Annotated in this window: 19 protein-coding genes and 1 tRNA gene; 9 read left to right on the forward strand and 11 right to left on the reverse strand. The window is 53.4% G+C overall.

What is annotated here, in order from left to right; all coding sequences use genetic code 11:
- Positions 1-91: 91 nt before the first annotated feature.
- Positions 92-397, reverse strand: coding sequence for a LysM peptidoglycan-binding domain-containing protein (locus PRECH8_RS01520; RefSeq protein ID WP_200965308.1), 306 nt, complete (start codon positions 395-397; stop codon positions 92-94).
- A gap of 405 nt (positions 398-802) precedes the next feature.
- The gene (locus tag PRECH8_RS01530; protein WP_200965310.1) at positions 803-991 is read right to left on the reverse strand and encodes a hypothetical protein; all 189 of its coding nucleotides are present in this window, start codon (positions 989-991) and stop codon (positions 803-805) included.
- 633 nt (positions 992-1,624) lie between these two features.
- Here PRECH8_RS01530 and PRECH8_RS01535 point away from each other — a divergent pair.
- Positions 1,625-1,696: transfer RNA gene (locus tag PRECH8_RS01535), tRNA-Thr, on the forward strand.
- Between the two features lie 179 nt (positions 1,697-1,875).
- On the opposite strand, the gene PRECH8_RS01540 is transcribed toward PRECH8_RS01535, so the two are convergent.
- The 6 genes from PRECH8_RS01540 to carA form a co-directional block, all read right to left on the reverse strand.
- Entirely contained in the window at positions 1,876-2,883 is a 1,008-nt protein-coding gene (locus tag PRECH8_RS01540) for an LLM class flavin-dependent oxidoreductase (protein ID WP_242457378.1), read from the reverse strand.
- 33 nt (positions 2,884-2,916) lie between these two features.
- A complete protein-coding gene (locus PRECH8_RS01545) occupies positions 2,917-3,633 on the reverse strand; it encodes a DsbA family oxidoreductase (protein ID WP_200965311.1) in 717 nt (238 codons plus the stop codon).
- A gap of 11 nt (positions 3,634-3,644) precedes the next feature.
- A complete protein-coding gene (locus PRECH8_RS01550; protein ID WP_200965312.1) occupies positions 3,645-4,235 on the reverse strand; it encodes a nitroreductase family protein in 591 nt (196 codons plus the stop codon).
- A gap of 167 nt (positions 4,236-4,402) precedes the next feature.
- Positions 4,403-4,972 (reverse strand): hypothetical protein, encoded by a 570-nt coding sequence (locus PRECH8_RS01555; protein ID WP_200965313.1) that lies wholly within the window; start codon positions 4,970-4,972, stop codon positions 4,403-4,405.
- A gap of 169 nt (positions 4,973-5,141) precedes the next feature.
- The gene (locus tag PRECH8_RS01560) at positions 5,142-6,017 is read right to left on the reverse strand and encodes a hypothetical protein (protein WP_200965314.1); all 876 of its coding nucleotides are present in this window, start codon (positions 6,015-6,017) and stop codon (positions 5,142-5,144) included.
- Positions 6,018-6,164: 147 nt separating this feature from the next.
- A complete protein-coding gene (gene carA / locus PRECH8_RS01565) occupies positions 6,165-7,352 on the reverse strand; it encodes a glutamine-hydrolyzing carbamoyl-phosphate synthase small subunit (protein ID WP_200965315.1) in 1,188 nt (395 codons plus the stop codon).
- Positions 7,353-7,426: 74 nt separating this feature from the next.
- On the opposite strand from carA, the gene PRECH8_RS01570 reads away from it, so the two are divergent.
- Positions 7,427-7,624, forward strand: coding sequence for a hypothetical protein (locus PRECH8_RS01570; protein WP_200965316.1), 198 nt, complete (start codon positions 7,427-7,429; stop codon positions 7,622-7,624).
- A 207-nt stretch (positions 7,625-7,831) separates the two neighbouring features.
- On the opposite strand, the gene PRECH8_RS01575 is transcribed toward PRECH8_RS01570, so the two are convergent.
- Both PRECH8_RS01575 and PRECH8_RS01580 read right to left on the reverse strand, forming a co-directional pair.
- Complete coding sequence (locus PRECH8_RS01575) at positions 7,832-8,908, reverse strand: lactonase family protein (RefSeq protein WP_200965317.1); 1,077 nt, start codon at positions 8,906-8,908, stop codon at positions 7,832-7,834.
- A gap of 149 nt (positions 8,909-9,057) precedes the next feature.
- Positions 9,058-9,879 carry an AraC family transcriptional regulator gene (locus PRECH8_RS01580; protein WP_200965318.1) on the reverse strand — a complete coding sequence of 274 codons (822 nt, stop codon included), beginning with the start codon at positions 9,877-9,879 and terminating at the stop codon, positions 9,058-9,060.
- 29 nt (positions 9,880-9,908) lie between these two features.
- Between PRECH8_RS01580 and PRECH8_RS01585 the strand changes: the two genes are divergently transcribed.
- From PRECH8_RS01585 to PRECH8_RS01600, 4 genes are all read left to right on the forward strand, one after another.
- Entirely contained in the window at positions 9,909-10,205 is a 297-nt protein-coding gene (locus tag PRECH8_RS01585; protein WP_200965319.1) for a hypothetical protein, read from the forward strand.
- A gap of 213 nt (positions 10,206-10,418) precedes the next feature.
- The gene (locus tag PRECH8_RS01590) at positions 10,419-12,350 is read left to right on the forward strand and encodes an ABC transporter ATP-binding protein (protein ID WP_200965320.1); all 1,932 of its coding nucleotides are present in this window, start codon (positions 10,419-10,421) and stop codon (positions 12,348-12,350) included.
- 6 nt (positions 12,351-12,356) lie between these two features.
- Positions 12,357-14,459, forward strand: a complete 2,103-nt coding sequence (locus tag PRECH8_RS01595; RefSeq protein WP_276569080.1) for an ABC transporter ATP-binding protein — start codon at positions 12,357-12,359, stop codon at positions 14,457-14,459.
- A gap of 82 nt (positions 14,460-14,541) precedes the next feature.
- Positions 14,542-14,733: a hypothetical protein gene (locus tag PRECH8_RS01600; protein ID WP_200965321.1), complete on the forward strand. Its 192-nt coding sequence runs from the start codon at positions 14,542-14,544 to the stop codon at positions 14,731-14,733.
- Positions 14,734-16,157: 1,424 nt separating this feature from the next.
- On the opposite strand, the gene PRECH8_RS01605 is transcribed toward PRECH8_RS01600, so the two are convergent.
- The gene (locus tag PRECH8_RS01605; RefSeq protein ID WP_200965322.1) at positions 16,158-17,447 is read right to left on the reverse strand and encodes a Gfo/Idh/MocA family oxidoreductase; all 1,290 of its coding nucleotides are present in this window, start codon (positions 17,445-17,447) and stop codon (positions 16,158-16,160) included.
- 153 nt (positions 17,448-17,600) lie between these two features.
- Between PRECH8_RS01605 and PRECH8_RS01610 the strand changes: the two genes are divergently transcribed.
- The 3 genes from PRECH8_RS01610 to PRECH8_RS01620 all read left to right on the forward strand — a co-directional run bounded on the left by PRECH8_RS01610 (position 17,601) and on the right by PRECH8_RS01620 (position 19,930).
- Positions 17,601-18,458, forward strand: a complete 858-nt coding sequence (locus PRECH8_RS01610; protein ID WP_200965323.1) for an AraC family transcriptional regulator — start codon at positions 17,601-17,603, stop codon at positions 18,456-18,458.
- A gap of 282 nt (positions 18,459-18,740) precedes the next feature.
- A complete protein-coding gene (locus PRECH8_RS01615; RefSeq protein ID WP_242457379.1) occupies positions 18,741-19,370 on the forward strand; it encodes a chromate transporter in 630 nt (209 codons plus the stop codon).
- A 14-nt stretch (positions 19,371-19,384) separates the two neighbouring features.
- Positions 19,385-19,930 carry a chromate transporter gene (locus PRECH8_RS01620; protein ID WP_200965325.1) on the forward strand — a complete coding sequence of 182 codons (546 nt, stop codon included), beginning with the start codon at positions 19,385-19,387 and terminating at the stop codon, positions 19,928-19,930.
- Positions 19,931-19,952: the final 22 nt, after the last annotated feature.

Here is a 19,952-nt window from a genome sequence, read left to right on the forward strand (position 1 = left end):
TCTGAGACAACAGAATCTATCGTTTGTCTTCACTTGGGCGTAGTAACCGCACGCTGTTCGTGCTTCCCCGTGCCTGAGTCGACAGATGTTCTCAGGATTCCAGCCGGCGCACCCTCGCCTCCAAGCGATCGACCCGCTGGTCGAGACGGGAAACCTGCCTCTCCAGCTGATTGAATTGCCGTTCCAATCTCTCCACGCGTTGATTGATCCCCGCGCCTATGCCGGGACCGGGTGCCGGCGGGAAGAATCCGCCGCCGATCGGGATCCGCAGCGTCTGTCCGACGTAGATCGCATTCGGATTCGTGATCCCATTCTCCCGCATCAAGGCTTCGACTGTAACGCCGAAGCGTGCAGCGATTGACCACAGGTTATCCCCGGGTCTGACCGTATAGTTCATCTTCTACCTCCTTATCATGGCTGGATAACCATTCATCATGGTGAGATAACCATGATATATATATGACCCGGACCAGCTAAGCGGTATAGGGGAACCGCCTAATCTGCTGCATCTTTGATTTCATCCATCGCCCTGATGCTTCCTAACTGCGAATAATACGATGTCCCTAATACAGAGTTCGGCCAGCGGTCCCGGTATTTGGCTGAACCATCTATGGAAGCCGTCATATATACCTCTATCAACTTCGTACCATTTCCCAAGTTCTAACCCTTTGCTTTTCAGATACTTCGCTCGTTGAAGGCTCAACCGATTCCCCCAGAGCAGACAGCAGAATCTTGACGAGTTCATCTGCCCGGATCAACGCACCGGGCTTAAAAGTGCCGTCGGAATATCCGTTCATAAGATTCATCTCGGCAATGCCTTGACATCTTCATAATACCAATCGCTCAGCTGCACATCGGTGAAGCCGGATTGCGGAACGCCTGCATAGGCGGTTCTCTGGGCATGTTCAAGGCTTAAAGTGCACAGGATGCAAGCAGCGACGAACAGACAGATCGATACAGATAAGCTCCGAATGTTGGTTGCATCATACAAGGGGACGGGAGGGTGCTGCTGTGATAATATAACCAACATTGATTAACACATATTATTTTCTTATTTAATGCGACTTAATTATTGATTTTCTAGAAATATAGTGTATTATATAAATGTGAGATGTCGGTATATGTTATTATAGTATTATTTTACCTTAACCTGAGCAGTGAACGCGATTCCTCCAACATCTCTTATTCCAAACCTCGGGAGGTTGTATGATGCTCGGTTTGATCAAATGCCGGATCTGTGATGAAGACATTGAAGTGTATGACGCGGAGAAGGTGATTATTCATTATTCGACATGCGATGTTTGCAGAGGGGAACATAGGGAGGATTCCTTTAGGGCGGATTTAGGATTTCGCGCTGATTGGAGGCAGATGCAGGATTAGAGTGTAAGCGTTTCAGGAACTGATGATCATACATAGATAACGGCATTTTGTCATAACCTGTGTCACGAGATGCTCAGCCGGCTTGCTTAGGATGCCTTAAAGCCCGGCTGAGCTGTTTTGTAGATGAAGGCTGTCAGCGGATCTGATCGACAATCCTATGAAGGAAGAAAAAACCTGTTGCGAAACACAAAAAAACGTGTTATAAATAATATTCGTTGGGTGATTTTAAGAGGTTAGATCGCGGGCTGGTGTAGCTCAGGGGTAGAGCAACGCACTCGTAATGCGTAGGTCGGGGGTTCAATTCCCTTCACCAGCATATCGTCTATACGGATCACCGACGGACGTCGGCAGATGATAGAAACCTCCACGATGACGACATCGTGGAGGTTTTTTGTTATCACACGCTCATGCGCTTGAACGATACAGATTGCGCACTTCACATATATCCAACACCGTGAAATTAGAAAACATATGCAGAAGCATGGAAGATCAAGCTTAGATCATGCCAACCGCTTCTGCCAGAATCTCATAGGACCTCAGGCGGGCTTCGTGATCATAGATCGATGAGCTGACGATGATCTCATCGGCTTTCGTCAGGTCTAGGATATACTGCAGTTTATCCTTCACTGAAGCCTTGTCGCCGACGACGGTGAACGCCAGCTGCTTGCTGACGATCGCCTTCTCATGCGGGGTCCACAGGGATTCGATGTCGTCCACCGGCGGCTGCAGCTTGCCTGTGCGGCCGCGGATGAGATTCAGAAACTGCTGAATCTGAGAGGTTGCCAGCCGCGAAGCTTCCTGCTCGGTATCCGCTGCGAAAACGTTGACGCCGATCATCGTGCGGGGTTCGGCAAGCTCCGCTGACGGCTGGAAGCTGCTGCGATACAGCTCAAGCGCCGGGATCACAAAGTCTGGTGCGAAGTGGCTGGCGAAGGCGAAGGGCAGACCGAGCTTCGCTGCCAGCCGTGCGCTGAAATCACTGGAGCCAAGCAGCCAGATTGGGATGTGCAGCCCTTCCCCGGGATAGGCTCGGACGCGGGGAGAGTATTCCGCACGCGAGGGATCAAAGTAGGTGCGGAGCTCTTCCAGCCGCTCCGGGAAGTCCTGACCGTCGCTGCCCGGACCGCGGCGCAGCGCTGCCGCTGTGAGCGGATCGGAGCCGGGTGCACGGCCGATGCCAAGGTCGATCCGGCCGGGATACAGGGATTCGAGGGTTCCGAATTGTTCCGCGATTACGAGCGGCGAATGATTCGGCAGCATGATGCCGCCGGAACCGACACGGATCTTCGAGGTGCCGCCGGCCACATAGCCGATCAGCACTGAAGTGGCGGAGCTGGCGATGCCGGGCATGTTGTGGTGCTCGGCCAGCCAGAAGCGATGAAAGCCCAAGCGTTCCGCATGCCGGGCCAGGTCTAATGTGTTGCGCAGGGCATCACGAGCGGTTGCTCCTTCAACGACGGGGGCGAGATCTAAGACTGAGATGGGGATGTTCTGAATATCCAAAGATCCAACTCCTCTCTCCTTGATGCGTTGCTCTTACGGTTTCTTAGGAACGCACGCTCCATCCGTGCAGGCGGCATCGGCCTGGGTTTCTTCATGCAGCACTTGAATCGCGGGTTGTTCCTCGCTGTGTGCTTTGTTCAGAGCATTCACGAATACGTCCACGGGCTGAGCGCCGGATACGCCGTATTTGTTGTTGATGACGAAGAAGGGCACAGCCCGAATGCCGAGGCGCGCGGCCTGCTGCTGATCGGCGCGTACATCTTCTTCGAAGGAGCCGTCCTCCAGAACCTGGTTCGCCTCTGTACGATCCAGCCCGATATCTGCTGCCAAGTCCGCCAGGACCTCACGGTCCCCGATATGCTTGCCCTCGGTAAAATAAGCCATAAACAGCCGTTCCGTCATCTCGATCAGCTTGCCGTGCTGCTTAGCATAGTGGGTAAGCCGGTGGGCGTCGAAGGTGTTCGTCGGCACCGCCTGATCGAGATTGTAGGTGAGGCCGACGGAACGTGCCTGCTCACTTACCTGATCGTTCATCTGCTTCGCCTGCTCACGGCTCATGCCGTACTTGGCAGCGAGCATATCGTGAATGTCATGATCGACCTTCACGGGGGCATGGGGATCTAATTCGAAGCTGCGGAAGATAACCTCAACTTCATCCCGATAGGGAACTTGCTCCAGAGCTTGTTCAAATCGGCGTTTGCCGATGTAACAGAAAGGACAAACGATATCAGACCAGATCTCAACCTTCATCTTCTGCCTCCTTAACTGAACTTCTTCCCGAAAGATCCGGAGTAGATGGAATCCTCGACCGGCCGACGGCTGTTCGGCTGTTCTCTTGCCCTGAGCGGCTCAGGCAGCGCATCGGCAGAGCCTTGGTAGCCGACGGCCACCAGCGCTTGAATCTCATAGCTGTTCGGGATCTGCAGGATCTTGCGTGCCTGTTCAAAATCAAACCCCGTCATCGGGTGGGTGATAAGCCCTTCCATCACAGCCGCCAATGCAAAGTGGCTCCAAGCTGCGCCCGTATCGAAGGCATGGGAGTGGTTAGGCTCTCCGTCGCGGTTCTTCTCGGAGATGATCATCACAAGTACGGGCGCCTTCTTGCACCAGGCGAGGTTGAACTCGCTGATGCAAGGGAAGATTCGTTCCCGCTCTTCCTGCGTGCGCATCACGATAAACCGCCAGGGCTGATGATTGTAAGCCGACGGAGCCCAGCGCGCCGCTTCAAACAGACGCATCAACAATTCGTCGGGCACGGTCTTCTCCATGAACGAACGAGGGGACCAACGTCTGGTGAACAGTGAATCGATGGGATGATCCGTCTTTCTGCTGGATATCGTATTGCTGGTCATGCTTGCAATCCTCCTAAGATCTTCTGGTTTCCTCCTATTCTATCACTGTTCACTTATTTATGAAAGCTACTATACATTTGTACGTATTCATGAAAAATAGAGGAGCCATCAGCCCTGCATCGATGCACCTCTTGAAGATCACAGCGGAATCCGGCGGCATAGGATGGTTAACCGTTCTGACCTCCTTGCTGCCTGGATACATATTCGATCGTCCAGTCGATCATGCCGTTCATCATATTCAATATGAGATAAGCGACGTCTTCTTGCCTAAGCTGATTGCCTCCTGTCTGGCTGGAGATATAATTGATCACCTTCGTCTCCAATTGACTCGTCAGACCTTTAAGCTGCAGGAATTCATTGGCGATATTCGCGATCTGCCCATGGCCTTGCTGATTTGAAGGCTGTAGATTCAGGTTGCTCTGCTGACCTTGCTGATTCTGGTTTCCGTTTTGGTTCCTCTGCTGGTGCTGGTCCCCTTGTTGGTTTCCCTGTTCTCGCTGTTGATTATGCGGTTCGCCCTGACCATAATGGCCGTTCTGGTTCCATTGATCCTGGTTTCCTTGCTGATCCTGTTGTCTGTGATTGTTCATCGCTGGGTAGCTCTGTCCTCCTTGGCTGCGATGCGAACGAGCCTGGTCGCGAAGCAGTCTGCGCAGTTCCTTGATCTCGTCAGACATCGTTCGATTCTGTGCGGTCAACAGTTCGATCTCTTCCTTGAGTTCGCGAATGCTGATCATGGATGATATCCCCTTCACTCGAACGTTGGTAAGCATATTATGAGCATTCACATGTAAAAATAGTCCAACCGCAGCATGCAAAGAAGACCAAAAAAAAAGCCCCTGCGCGAGGGGCAGACCGCCGCATGCGCCGGGGAGGGCTTATGACAGCTTCGAGTGATCCGAATGCTTACAATCCTTGAGCCAAGGTTTCGATGAGCTGCAGAGCATTCTCGATGTTCTCCGAATTGACATGGATGCCGGCATAGATTTCTTCTGCAGCTGTGTGGTATAGATCGCTGATCGGCAGTTTGACTGCATAGAGATGAATCTCGCCAGGCTGCTCCTCAGGATCGAGACCGGAAGGCAAGGTCTGGGCGTAGACAAGATTCTCCTCGCCGACAGAAGCCTTCAGCCGCTCCTCATACTCGTCCAGCGGCTGGTACAATTCGAGGTTTACCAGGGATTGGAACTGGTAATTGTCCGTCATATAGACATCGGAACGATCGACCACGAGGTTGACAACAGCCTTTTGTTGAAAGGCGATGTCGAAGGAATCCCTGACTTCCAAAGGAAGATAGGTGTGACTCGCGACGACCCGCTGCCATTCGGGTTTCGCAGCCATGATCCTCTCCTCGATCAGCTCCAGATCAGGTTCATAGAAGTTGCCGTACATCATGAAGGTAGCATCAGGCGGCGGGAGCTGCGCGAGGCGTGCTTGCTCCAGTCGATTCTCTATGATGGTATTGATGATGTAACCGATTCCGATCAGGATGATCAGTCCTGCGATGACATGCCACTTATAGTAAGTCCAGAAATGTTCCAACTTCTCGACCCGCGGATTGCGCTTCGGTTTCGCCGCACTTTCCATCTCATGGAAATGTTGGAGAATCCGCCGGTAGGCCTCGTTGATCTTCTCAAAATCAAAGCTTTCGTCCTTCTCCTCAGGCTTGGCGCGGCGATTGGCACGGTCCTTGCGAACCCAGACGGCGTACTGTTTCTCAACTTCCTCTCGCTCGGCCGACTCGGGCAAACCCATAATCTCATATGCTTCTTTCAGATCCATGCGCGATTACTCCTTCGTATATAGTAGTAGGACCTGTTCAATCTAATTAAATTCTAATCAATATAAAGGCAAAAATAAAGTCGGACACTGACTAGAATAGGAAGTCTGAACCATCAGCGCATGGCTCCCAGAGAAGGACCCCCTTGATTATGCCCCGGCTCCTTCTAATATCGTGTGCTTGCCGTCTCCGTCTCCAGACGCTGCCGCACGCTGCCTTTCCGCATTCACCCGCTTTCCCATCGGACGCTCTTGATACTTCTCAATCATGCTTAGGAAGCGGTCAAACAGATACACGCAATCCTCAGACCCGGGAGAAGCCTCGGGATAGAACTGCACGGAAAAAGCGGAGTGTTTGGGATGCATCAGCCCTTCGATGGACTGGTCATGCTGATTGAGATGGGTAACGATGAGCCCGCTCCTCGCCAGAGAAGACGGCTCCACGGTATATTCATGGTTCTGCGAAGTGATCAGGCTGCGGCCGGACAAGAGATCCTTCACCGGTTGACTGCCGCGGTGATCGGAGGTCATACGAATCGTATCCGCACCGCTTGCCAGAGCAAACACTTGATGTCCCAGCCCGATCCCGAAGAGAGGAACGGTGCCCAGCAATTGCTGGACGACAGGAACGGACGTGGACAATAGATGCTTCGGATCGCCGGGTCCATTGGAGAGCAGGACGCCGTCCGGTCCAAGATCGAGAATCTCCGAAGCGGGCGTATCGTATGGCACGATGACAAGATCAACGCCGCGGTCGATGAGCGCTTGCATGATGCTCATCTTGCAGCCATAGTCGATAATGACAACGCGCTTGCCGCTGCCCCGGCCGATTCTTGTGCCGGGGATGCGCTGAACGTGGCGGGTGGAGACGCGGGCGACGAGATCAGCGGGTTCGGGATCCGCGTGCAAGCGCTCTTTAAGTTCCGCATCGGTCTTGTCATACGTAGTCAGGACGGCTTTCATCCGGCCGCGGCGGCGCAGGATGCGCGTCAGCATGCGCGTATCGATGTCTGAGATGCCGATGATGCCGTGTTTTTTCATGAACATATCCAGGTCGCTGACCGCCCGCCAATTGCTCGCATAGTCGGCGTACTCACGTACGATGATCCCCTGTACCCAAGGCGTAAGGGCCTCGCTGTCCTCGCGGCTCAGACCGTAATTGCCGATAAGCGGATAGGTGAAGGTCAGGATCTTGCCGCTGTTCGCAGGATTCGTCAACATCTCCTGATAGCCGGTCATACCTGTATAGAATATGAGATCACCGACCGTTTCTCCTTGGGCGCCGAAGGCCTTCCCGGAGAGGACGGTGTCGTCAGCCAAATAAAGTTTCGCTTTCACTGTCCATACCCCTGTTCATGAAAAGATTTTATTGTATTACTATACATCATAGTGAATAAATATACAATATATTTGTGACATTTGTTAATAGATCGATTGGAAGAGAAGACGCGATCGAGATGATGCTGGCAGAGGCTTCAGCTGTGCAGGTCGGTACGGCCAGTTTCATCCGGCCGACGGCGATGATCGAGATCTTGGATGGGATCTGCGATTATATGCTGCGCTATGGCATTCGGGAGATCCGCGAGCTTGTCGGCAAGGTTGAAGTTTGAGCATAAGAAAACGGATCCTTCAGCGCATAAGCGCGAGCCGGCTGCAGAACCGGCTCCCGTGTTAGACCCGCAGAACGGTTGAGTTCAGAGGCGGGCTGCACTGAGGAGATCCATTTAGCTGTAGATATGGGAAGCTGCTGTTTGCTCAGAACATGCATGGAAGAAGTTACGTTCGCCTATGGCACGAGTTATGCCATATGACTTGAGTTACGCCATAAATTTAATGCACACCGGTTTGGATACGCTGAGCTCGAAGCCCGTCGCCTGCAGGGTGCCGGTCTCTGCATCGCGGGCGAAGGTGACGATGTTGTTCGTATCGCGGTTGGCCGCGAGCAGGTAGCGGTCATCCGGCGATAAGGCGAAGTTGCGCGGATGCCGGCCCTCGGTCGATACATGTTCTACCAGCGTCAAGCGGCCGCTGTCAGGATTGATCGCATAGACGACGATGCTGTCGTGACCGCGGTTGGAGCCATAGAGGAAGCGTCCGTCCTTCGAGATATGGATATCCGCGCAAGCGTTGTCCGCTGCTGAGTAATCCGAAGGCAGTGTGCTGATCGACTGGATCTCCTTCAAGGTGCCCGCTTCTTCGTCATATTCGTACACGTTCACCGTCGAATCCAGTTCGTTGATCACATAGCCATAGGGCTTGGCAGGATGGAAGGCAAAATGCCTCGGACCTGCACCGGGCTGCACGGCCGTTCGGCTGTGCGGGATCAAGCGGCTGTTCTCCGCATCCAGCTTATAGATGATGATCTGATCGATGCCGAGATCGCAGCAAACCGCGTAGCGGTTGTTTCTATCGATGAACACGGAGTGGGGGTGCGGGCTCTGCTGGTTCGGATGAACGCTGGAACCCTCATGCTGGTGCACCTCTCGGATCGGACCGATCGTGCCGTCGGCTTCGATCGGGCAGATGCCGATCGTCCCGCCGTGATAGCTGGAGACGATGAGACTGCGTTTCGTTGCGTCCAAGGTGATATGGCAAGTAGGCTCGATCGTCGGCTGTTTGTTCAGGAGCGACAAGTTTCCTTCCTCGGTGATCTGGAAGGCATAGGCTTCCGCTGTCTTCTTGCCTTGCTCGTCCATCACTGAACCAATGGAGTACAACTTCCGATTCTCCCGGTCAACGGCTAAGAACGTCGGATCTTGCAAACCACTGACTTCACTCTGGATCTTCAACTGCCCCGTCTCCGTGTCATATATGCAAGCATATATACCTGGCCCGGAAGGATCGGCATAGGAACCGATATAAGCAAACAGCTGCTTCGTGTCGGCTGCACTCATCTCAATGATCACTCCTTATCGAAGATTAGGACCTTGTACCAATTCCCCTATACCGTATCATGACGCATCAGGATAAGCAACCTGATGATCGAATCTAGGGCAGCTGCAAGCGGCTGATTCACCGCCTTAAGCTGCTTATCATACCGTATCTACAACAGCCGGTTCTGCATGCGGTATTCCTTCGGTGCCAACCCGAACTTTCGCTTAAATGTACGATAAAAATACGTATAGCTGGAGAAGCCCGACATCTCGGCTATGAGCTCAAGAGGCATGCTCGTGTAGATGATCCGCTCGCGGGCGAGTTCCAGCCGCACGTCGAGAGCATGCTGCATGATGCTCTTCCCGAACATCTCCTTATAGAGATGAACGGCGCGGGATACGCTGATGTTGAAGTAATCCGCGATGTCTTGCAGCTGGAAGTTGTTCGCGGCATTTTCTTCGACGTAGTTTTTGATCCGGTAGGCGAGGAAGGCGTTCCCTTTCTGCGGGCGGTGTTCGGTGATGATGCGGTCGATGGTCATCAGGATGACCCGCATCAAGTAATCCGTCATCTTCTTAGATTCTGCGGAATCGCGCCGATGCTCAACGACGGTTAAGCGGCAGAGCTGCAGGAATCCTTCCTCCAGGGGCACCTTCAGCTTGAAGGGGCGCGTTCGCTGCTGCCACCAATCCGCTGCCCAATCACCGTCGAAGAAGATAAAATAATCCCCGCTCTCGATCTTGCGTTCGCCCCGATGATCTTCCTCATCGATCTTTAACTCATAGAAGGCATCCGGGGGCACGATCAGCACATCCCCGGCTTCGACGAGCTTGAATTCACCGTCGATCCATGTGCGGCTCAGTCCCTCGGTCTGGATGCGGAGGAGGAAGCTTGACCGGGGTTCATTTTTGCCGTAATAGGGCTTCTGATGATAGGCATATCCAGCGGCATATACCTGGACTCCGAGATGTTCCTGATGCGGCTTGTTCATCGGCGTTCCCCCTTGCACTTGCTGCTCCCATGATTCTTGCTGCCATTATTATAGGAATTGGCGATCAGGCTTGTAAACTGCAAAACCGCAAGCCGCATAAGTTAGAGAGGCTTCAAGAATGGGTGTTTGAGATCATTCGTAAAAAAATGGTTGACACCTGTATGGAAATCGTGGTAATTTACCGATATCATGATAAGTTTGCGAAAGGAGGGGTCATCATCATGATAAAGTTTAACGTTATTCTTCTGGGTGGGATGAAATTGAATAAGATTCATGATGCGGCCTCCGCAGCGAACTTAGCGGTTGAAGGGTTGGTATGCCCATAAACGACGTTTCGTTCCGAATGAGTTTCGAATGCGCGGGCTGCTAGATCCGCAGCGTGCGCTTTTTTGTATGCGAAGATTCTGAGCACATCGCTGGGGCGGTGTGTTTTTTTGTCTTTATCTTGGGGTCTATCACTCAGGAATCATGATCGAGATTTCACCAGTCGGAGCTCGTGATGGTTCCTTCTGTTCAGCGGATACAGGGGGTAGAGGTTTATGTTTGGGATCGTACACAAATTGGGTTGGTTCTTCCGCCAGGAGTGGAAGCGATATACCATAGCAGTGATCTGTCTGTTGCTTACCGGGGTCTGTGAGATCATCCCGCCGATGCTGATCGGTCGATCGATCGATGAGATTGCGATGGGCACGATTACTTGGCAAAGTCTCACGGAGACCCTGCTGCTAATCGCAGCGATTGCCATCTTCGCATATATCGTGAACTACGTCGGAATCGTCCGCTTGTTCGCCGGCTCCCATCTGGTAGAGAGAATGCTGCGTTCCAGATTCTTGCGCCAGTTGCTGCGGATGACGCCGTCCTTCTATGAGCGGAACCGTACCGGCGATCTCATGGCGCGGGCGACCAACGACCTCCATGCGGTTTCGATGACCGCCGGCTTCGGTGTGCTGACGTTCATCGATTCGACGCTGTGGATGGGAACGGTCCTCATCACGATGTGCACTTTCATCTCATGGAAGCTGACGCTGGCCTCGATCCTGCCGCTGCCGGTGCTGGCGATCCTCGTGAATATCTACGGCAATTGGATCCACCGTCGGTTCACTGCGGCGCAGGATGCCTTCGGCCGGATGAATGATGATGTGCTGGAGACCGTTTCCGGCATTCGCGTGATCCGTGCCTTCGTGCAGGAGAAATCGGCGATGCAGCGCTTTGCGAAGATCACGCAGGATGTCCTGGACAAGAATCTTTCCGTCGTGCGCATCGAGGCGCTTTTCGATCCGACGGTGAAGATCCTCGTCGGGGCGAGTTACTTGATCGGGCTGTGTTACGGAGCCTATCTCGTCTACCACAGCGAAATGACGATCGGAACTCTTGTGACGTTCAACGTCTACCTCGGCTTCTTGATCTGGCCGATGTTCGCCATCGGCGAGATGATCAACATCATGCAGCGCGGCAACGCCAGCATGGATCGGGTAAACGAGACGCTGGCGGCCAAGGAAGACGTTCAAGATGCTGTAGACCCGGTGGAGGTGGAGGTGCCGGAGCGCATCGAGTTCCGTTCGGTGACCTTCCGCTATCCGTCATCCAAGGCGGATAATCTCGTCGATATCTCCTTTACGATCGAACGGGGGCAGACCATCGGCATCGTCGGCCGCACAGGCAGCGGCAAATCGACACTGCTCAAGCAGCTGCTCAGGGAGTATCCGCTCGGCGAAGGATCGATCACGATCTCGGGCGTGCCGATCGAGCAGATTCCGTTCGATCAGCTGAAGAGATGGTTCGGGTATGTGCCGCAGCAGCAATTCCTCTTCTCGAAGCCGCTGCGCGATAACATCCTGTTCGCCAATCGCGGAGCAAGTGAGGAGCAGCTGGAGCAGGCCCTGGAACTGTCCGCCCTTAAGAAGGACATGAAATTTCTGCCGCAAGGTTTGGATACGCTGGTCGGGGAGAAGGGGGTCGCGCTCTCCGGCGGTCAGAAGCAGCGCGCGTCGATCGCACGGGCTCTGGTTGCTGAACCGGAGATCCTCATCCTTGATGACGCCCTTTCGGCCGTCGATGCCCGTACGGAGGCGGAGATCATCGCGAATATTCGCCGCGTCCGCCGGGGCAAGACGACTCTGATCGCGACGCACCGCATGTCGGCGGTGGCCCATGCGGATCTGATCCTCGTACTCGATGAGGGACGCATCGTCGAACGGGGAACCCATGATGAACTGATGGCCCTTGGCGGCTGGTATAAGATACAGTATGAACGCCAGCAGCTGGAAGGGACGATGATCGAAGCGGATCAGGATGTAATCGAAGTTGGTCACAAGAGAATTCCGGTTGGTCAGGATATGATTCAAACTGGTCCGAACAGGTCCGATTCCGGTTCATCGATGAACGAAGCTGGCAAGAACAGCATGCAAGTTAGCCCGGATCGTCCCCAATCTGACCGGAATATAACCCGGTCTGATCATGAAAGCAGGTGATAGGATATGAGCATAGATATAGATATATTCGATCTGGATCTCAACCGAAAAACGCGCAAAGAGCTGCGCACCGGCAGACGACTCATCCAATATGCGATGCGCTATAAGATCCATCTAATCAGTGCGCTCATCATGCTGCTGATCGCCGTGGGGACGGACATCGCCGGTCCTCTGGTGGCGAAGCGGATCATCGATGAGCATATCGCCGGCATCGAACGGCCTTGGTATGAGACGGCGAGCAGGGACAGCTATGCCGTCTCCTTCGAAGGCAAACATTATAAGCGAGCAGACCGCTTTGCAGAAGGGGAAGAGCGGGGGAGCGAGGCAAGGATCCTGCAGATCGGCCAGCGCTTCTACTGGATCCCGCAGAGCATCGAAGCCGATGGACAACGCAGTGTAACGGAGACAGGGCAGATCCGCATCACCGCTGAGGATGGAAGTGTGCATGAATATGCGGGTAAACCCTTGCAGGTCAATGAGGTGCTGCCGTTCTTCATGAGCGAGCTTAGCGGCGTGCTGCAGCTCAGTGCTTTTTACTTCGGATTGATCTTGATCTCGGCGCTGTTCAGCTACGGGCAGCGGTTCTATCTTCAGTACTCGGCGAACCGCATCATCCGCGATATGCGCACGCAGGTGTTCGCCCATATTCACCGTCTGCCGGTTCGCTTCTTCGATAACCTGCCGGCGGGGAAGGTCGTCTCGAGGGTAACCAACGACACCGAGGCGATCCGCGAGCTGTATGTCACTGTGCTGGCGAATTTCTTCTCCGGTGCCGTGTATATGATTGGAATCCTCGGCATGCTGTTCCTCCTGGATGTGCGGCTGGCGCTGATCTGTTTGTTCATCATTCCGGTGCTGGCAGTGTGGATCTATTTCTACCGTAAACTGGCTAAGCGTTATAACCGGATCATCCGCAGTGAAGTGAGCGAGATGAACGGCAGGATCAACGAGGCGATCCAAGGGATGCCGCTGATCCAAGCGTTCCGCAAGGAACAGGAGATCTTCGAGGAGTTCGAGGAACACAACATGCGGCACTTTACGTACCGCAATAAGATGCTGAATCTTAATTCCTTAACGGGATGGAATCTGATCGGCGTGGTGCGTAATATCGCTTTCGTAGCGATGATCTGGTATTTCGGCGGGGTTACGCTGACGGGGGCTGCCGGCTTTGTTACCGTCGGGGTGCTCTATGCTTTCGTCGATTATCTGAATCGATTGTTCCAACCCGTGGTGAACATCATCAATCAGCTGCCGAACTTAGAGACGGCCCTCGTCTCGGCGGAGCGGGTGTTTGTCTTGATGGATCAAGAGGGCGAGGACGTATCCGAGCAGCGCATCGAGCGCTATCGGGGCGACGTGGTCTTCCGCGATGTTTGGTTCGCTTATCAAGATGATGAATATGTGCTCAAGGGCATCAACTTTGAGGCGAAACAAGGGCAGACGGTGGCGCTTGTCGGTCATACCGGCTCCGGCAAGAGCTCGGTGCTCAACCTCCTCTTCCGTTTCTACGATCCGCAGAAGGGCAGCATCACCATCGACGGCATCGATATTCGCAAACTGCCAAGACAGGCGATGCGCGAGCATATGGGCATCGTGCTGCAGGATCCCTTCCTGTTCACCGGCACGATCTTATCGAACGTGTCCCTCGATGATCCGTCGATCACGCGGGAGCAGGTGGAGAAGGCCCTTAAGGATGTCGGTGCGGAACGGATGCTGAGGCGCCTGCCGCGTGGACTGGACGAACCGGTGCACGAGAACGGCGGGACGCTGTCCTCCGGGGAGCGGCAGCTCATCTCCTTCGCCCGCGCTCTGGTGTTCAATCCAGCGATCCTCATCCTCGATGAGGCGACATCGAACATCGATACCGAGACGGAGGCGATCATCCAGGAGGCGTTGGAGGTCGTGAAGAAAGGACGTACGACCTTCATCATCGCGCACCGTTTATCGACGATCAAGAACGCCGATCTCATCCTCGTCATGGACCGCGGCGAAATCGTCGAGCGCGGCGATCACGACACCCTGATGAAGCTGCGCGGCCGCTATTATCAGATGTATCAGATGCAGCTGGGCGAAAGCCGCGCTGCGGCGTCGGCCACAACTGCGGGATAAGCGGATTTGAGGAGTATTGCATATGCGAATTAATGCGCATTTGGATAAGCGGATGTGCGAATAAGTGCATATGCGAATATAAGTGACATGCAATAAGCAGATCATCGAAATACCTGCTGAATATGCAGCGGAACTGCAAGCTTGCTGTACGCATCTGCACGGTATCATCATGATGGTGATGGGGTGCAGCCATGCGTGCGGCAGGCTTTTTTGTATAAGGCAGGGGGAGATGATGCGGGATCGGGTGGAGTTTCAGCAGGATGCGGTATGGTAAGGGTGAGTGGTGTATGGTAGGGAAGGGCGGTGGATCGTATCGCGATGGTGTCGGATCGTGTCCCGATAGCGGAAGGTAATGGCAGTGGATGGTGATGCAGTGGATCGCGTCCTTATAGCGGAAGGTGATGGCGGTGGATAGTGATGCAGTGGATCGAGTCCTTATAGCGGAAGGTGATGGCGGTGGATAGTGATGCAGTCGGATCACGACCGGAAGGCGATGGATGTCGGCGGATGATGATGGCAGATGATGGACAATGCCGTGTCGGATGTAGGCAGGATGGCGGCAGATGACCATATGATGGAGATGCGGTGGATGACGATGGTGACGGAGCGGATGGGGAAGTTTGTGGCGGGTGGAGCCCGGGCGTTTTATACGAAAATTAGGACAGAAACCTCAGAGGAATGGGCTAAGATCCGGTTTTTGATCCAAAACAGCCAAATAAGGTCCTCTTGTTCCGTTAGCACACGCATGCGCACAACATGCAAACACAACTGCAAGCGCTGCAGCACACGCACAGCTGTTGCATCCCCGCAACCCTCGCTAACGGAACTACAGTACGCTATTTCGTCGAAAAGCGGTGTTATATAAATCTAACGGAACTACAGTGCGCTATTCGCATCGCATCCATGGGAACCAGATCCAAAACGATGAAATAACGCACCCAGGTTCCGTTAGCTCGAAAAAACCTCCCCAAACAGCCAAATAAGGTTCTCCTGTTCCGTTAGCACCGGCATGCGCATAACATGCAAACGCAGCTGCAATCGTCGCAGCACACGCGCAGCTGTTGCACCCCCGCAACCCTCGCTAACGGAACTACAGTACGCTATTTCGTCAAAAAGCGGTGTTATATAAATCTAACGGAACTACAGTACGCTATTCGCATCGAATCCATGGGATCCAGATCCAAAACGATGAAATAACGCACCCAGGTTCCGTTAGCTCGAAAAAACCTCCCCAAACAGCCAAATAAGGTTCTCCTGTTCCGTTAGCACCAGCGTGCGCACAACATGCAAACACAATGCGATTTTATCCTAAAAATCGCACAAAATCCATTGGAGCAGTAGACGCGGTAGGCAATGCAATCTAAGCGCTCCCGTACAGGAAATACATCAAAAACAGCAAGCACACACAGATCATACAATACACACCACCCAGTGCTTACTGCGCACACCTCGCAGCACCTACCACACAGCACATACGCACACACTTCACAGCACACGTTACACAGCACATACAGCACACACTTCACAGCATGCGCAGCACACAGCGCATACAGCACACACGTCGCAGCACGAATCACACAGCATACAGCGTACACACATACCAAAGAAAAAACGCCGAACGGCCATGCCGTCCGGCGTTTTTGTATCGCGTCAATTATCTATTATGCAGTGATGTCAATTATCTATTATGCAGTGATATTAAAACTTCACCAGACCATCGATATCAACCGGCATGCCGGTGCGGATGGAGATGTTGCCGGCGATTCCGGTGAGGATGGACATTGCGCCATCGATGTGGCTGGCTGCACGGTTCAGCGGGTCGTCCTGCGGTACGCCGAACAGGTCGTTCAGCATGATCGGGTCACCGCCGCCGTGGCCGCCTTCGGCCTCTTCGATCGGTACGTTGTACGGCTCACCGAACATCGGGAAGACGTTGATCGTCTTGCCGACTACAGCACCTTCCAGCGCTTTGTCGCCGCCGGAGTTGATGTAGGATTGCTCGACAACCTTCGCTTCGATACGGCCTTTGCTGCCGTTGATCGCGATGTTGAAGCCCTCCCAAGGCAGGTAAGCGTTTAAGGAATAGGTCATGATCGCCTTGTTCTTGTACTGTACCAGCACGCCCATCGTATCTTCGATGCTGATGCCGTCGCCGAATACGCTTTGGTCACGCTGGTAACCGTCTTCGGACTCTGCGTCCAGATACATGGCCTTCAGGTGAGGGTTCTCTGCCAGCTGGATCGCGAACGGATCGTTCTTCGCAATCTCGCTGCCATGCGCGCGTTGATAGAACTTCGTCACGCCTCTGCGCTCCGCATTTTCGCGTCCGTAGAAGCGAAGATCGCCCAGGGCGAATACGCGCTTCGGCTGTGTATCCAGCCAGAAGTTAACGAGGTCGAAGTGGTGCGTCGACTTGTGTACCAGAAGACCGCCGCTGTTCCGCTTATCGCGGTGCCATCTGCGGAAGTAGTCCGCACCATGCTGCGTGTTCAGCAGCCATTCGAAATGAACGGAGTATACTTCGCCGATCACACCGTCGCGAATCAGTTCGCGAATCTTGGTATTATGCGGTGCATAGCGGTAGTTGAAGGTTACACGCAGATTGCGGCCTGTCCGCTTCACGGCATCGAGGATTTCCTGGCATCTTTCTTCGTCGATGGTCATCGGTTTCTCCGAGATGACGTCGCATCCGAGCTCCATCGCACGGATAATATAGGTATGGTGTGTGCGGTCCATCGTCGTCACGATGATATAATCCGGTCTGGTCTCACGAATCATATCATCGAAACGATCGGCTGTATAGGCAGGTACCGGCGGATGATTGTATTTCTCTTGCAGCAGTTTGTTGGAGTAGTCCATGCGAATCGAGTTGATGTCGCAGAAAGCGACGAGTTCAGAGGTCTCACGGAAATCTCTGACAAGGGCTCCCCAGAAAAACTCCGCCCGGCCGCCTGTACCGATCAGTGCATATCTTTTGCGTTGTGCCATGGGATCCATAACCTCCTTCATTCTTTGTCTCCATCATAGTCAATTTAGGTTAAAATATCTTTGTATAAATTGCTTATATCGTGATAAACTTTGCGTATATTGCTATAATCTAAGTGTGAACCTCTGTGCGGGCACGATAGGAGGGGAAGAACGATGGCCCATAAGAAGATCATCCACATCGAACGGTCGCGCCATGATCAGCGGATGGATATGATGTACAGTCACTTTCATGACCGGTATGAAATCTATTACCTGCTGTCTGGAGAGCGGTTTTATTTTATAGATAATCAGATGTATCTGGTGCAAGCCGGCGATCTTGTCTTCATCGACCAATATGCGCTGCATCAGACGAGGGATACGGGAATCTCGCATCATGAACGGATCTTGATCGAATTTGCTCCAGAGTTCTTGAAGCCGCTGCAGATAGAAACATCGGATCTCTTGTCCGAACTTTTCATCAGAGGCGGGCAGATCATTCGGCTGGCAGCGAAAGAGCGCAAGGAGATCGAATCCATCCTCTTCGAGCTGGTGCGGGAAAGTGCTAAGCAGCAAGCCTTCGGTGAACTGAACATCAAAATGCTGCTCGTCCATCTGCTCATCCGAGCGGCGCGCAGCAATCCCAAGTCGCTGGAACAAAGGGATGTCTTCCATCCGACGCTGCGCGAGATCATCGGCTGGATCAGCATGAATTTCCGCGATCCGTCCTTAAGTTTGGAACAGATCTCGGAGAAGTTCTCGATCAGCAAGTATTATTTGTGCCGTTTGTTTAAGCAGAATACCGGCTATACCTTCACGAGTTATGTCAATCTGCTGCGCATCCGGGAAGCCCAGCGCTTGCTGCGTGAGACCGATGATAAAATCATGACGATCTGCGAGCGTTCCGGATTCGAGAACGTCCATCATTTCTGCCGCGTCTTCAAACAGATCTCTCATGTCTCGCCAATGCAATACCGCAAGGAATATCAGGAAACCCTTAAGGAACACCCAGAACATTCTTCTATTTTGAAATAAAGTAAAGAAGATAGATCGGAATATATGGAATTAATTTTGTTGATTTTGTGTAAATTTCGTCGATTCCCCTGAATGCAAGTTATGAGTTTATATCAAAATGAACGAAAGTCTGCTACAATGGACATAGTGACAACAATCATGCGATCACGAACAATATGTATGCATCATGAACCCATCATGAACCTATATGAGAAAACATGATCATGAACCGATGATGAACCGATCCGATCGTGAAACCATCATGAGACCAGAATGAACGGACTACAGCAGGGGAGTGACGTCTTGAAATCTGCAAATACGAAGTTATTGCTGCGGCTTTTTATGTCCTTTCTTAAGATCAGTCCCGTCACCTTCGGCGGCGGATATGCAATGCTTCCCCTGATCGAACGGGAGATCGTCGAGCGGCGGCGCTGGCTGGAGGAGCAGGAGATGCATGAGGTCTTCACGGTGGCCGGTTCCGTGCCGGGAGCCATCGCGATCAATTCCGCTGCTTATGTCGGCTATCGTCTGGCGGGACCTTGGGGGGCTGCGGCAGCGACGATCGGAGTGCTCCTGCCCACCTTCCTTATCGTGCTGCTGCTCAGTCTATTCTTCCTCCAGATTCAGCATCATCCAGTCGTCGCGGCGGCCTTTACGGGGATTCGGGCCTCGGTCATCGCCTTGATCGCTTATGCGGCCTTTCGTTTCGGCAGGACGGCCGTCGTTGATCTGGGTTCGGCGGCGTTGTTCATTCTTGCGCTGGTCCTGCTGACCGTTTTCGACGTACATCCGCTGCTCATCATCATCTGCGGAGGTGTCGCAGGCATCTGCCTTGTCTATATCCGCGGCAGATTGGGATATGGCAAGAGACTGCAGAAGAAACCGCCGGCGAAGGGGCAATCCTCGCAGATGGATCTCGGTGAGGGGATCTGAAGGGGGATGACGGCTTGATCTATTTGCAATTGTTTGTTGTTTTCCTCATCGTCGGGCTCCTCTCCTTCGGCGGCGGTTATGCCATGGTACCGCTTCTGCATGAATTCATCGTTGACCGCAGCGGCTGGATGAACGGCGCGGAATTCACCGATATGGTCGCGATCGCCGGCATGTCCCCCGGTCCGATTGCCGCCAACAGCGCGGCGATCGTCGGCTATCATCAAGCGGGACTCTTAGGAAGCGTGATCGCGACAGCGGGCATCGTCTTTCCTTCCTTCGTGATCATCCTCATAGCGGCTGGACTGATGATGCGGATGCGGGGCAAGGGCGAACTGCTGCAATCGGCGTTCTATGGACTTAGACCGGCGATTACCGGTCTGATCGTCTATGCGGCTGTCGCGATGGCGTGGAACAACGGTCTGATCGCACCTTGGTCCTGGCATACGATCAGCCAGCTGCTGATCTTCGCTGGGTGCCTGATTGCTCTGCTCCTCTTCCGAATGCACCCCGTCATCGTCATCCTTGTCTCCGGTGTGGTCGGCGCGGTACTATATAGCTGATATGAACCGGGGGAGTGGTGTT

The sequence above is a fragment of the Insulibacter thermoxylanivorax genome, from assembly GCF_015472005.1.
In the GTDB taxonomy this organism is placed as follows: domain Bacteria; phylum Bacillota; class Bacilli; order Paenibacillales; family DA-C8; genus Insulibacter; species Insulibacter thermoxylanivorax.

Excerpts from the sequence above, each read along its gene's own strand:
- PRECH8_RS01580 (WP_200965318.1), bottom strand. The coding sequence starts at position 9,879 with ATGAACAAGCCGCATCAGGAACATCTCGGAGTCCAGGTATATGCCGCT.
- PRECH8_RS01595 (WP_276569080.1), top strand. The coding sequence starts at position 12,357 with ATGAGCATAGATATAGATATATTCGATCTGGATCTCAACCGAAAAACG.
- PRECH8_RS01605 (WP_200965322.1), bottom strand. The coding sequence starts at position 17,447 with ATGGCACAACGCAAAAGATATGCACTGATCGGTACAGGCGGCCGGGCG.
- PRECH8_RS01555 (WP_200965313.1), bottom strand. The coding sequence starts at position 4,972 with ATGATCAGCATTCGCGAACTCAAGGAAGAGATCGAACTGTTGACCGCA.
- PRECH8_RS01560 (WP_200965314.1), bottom strand. The coding sequence starts at position 6,017 with ATGGATCTGAAAGAAGCATATGAGATTATGGGTTTGCCCGAGTCGGCC.
- PRECH8_RS01520 (WP_200965308.1), bottom strand. The coding sequence starts at position 397 with ATGAACTATACGGTCAGACCCGGGGATAACCTGTGGTCAATCGCTGCA.
- PRECH8_RS01590 (WP_200965320.1), top strand. The coding sequence starts at position 10,419 with ATGTTTGGGATCGTACACAAATTGGGTTGGTTCTTCCGCCAGGAGTGG.
- PRECH8_RS01585 (WP_200965319.1), top strand. The coding sequence starts at position 9,909 with ATGATTCTTGCTGCCATTATTATAGGAATTGGCGATCAGGCTTGTAAA.
- PRECH8_RS01550 (WP_200965312.1), bottom strand. The coding sequence starts at position 4,235 with ATGACCAGCAATACGATATCCAGCAGAAAGACGGATCATCCCATCGAT.
- PRECH8_RS01610 (WP_200965323.1), top strand. The coding sequence starts at position 17,601 with ATGGCCCATAAGAAGATCATCCACATCGAACGGTCGCGCCATGATCAG.
- PRECH8_RS01575 (WP_200965317.1), bottom strand. The coding sequence starts at position 8,908 with ATGAGTGCAGCCGACACGAAGCAGCTGTTTGCTTATATCGGTTCCTAT.
- PRECH8_RS01545 (WP_200965311.1), bottom strand. The coding sequence starts at position 3,633 with ATGAAGGTTGAGATCTGGTCTGATATCGTTTGTCCTTTCTGTTACATC.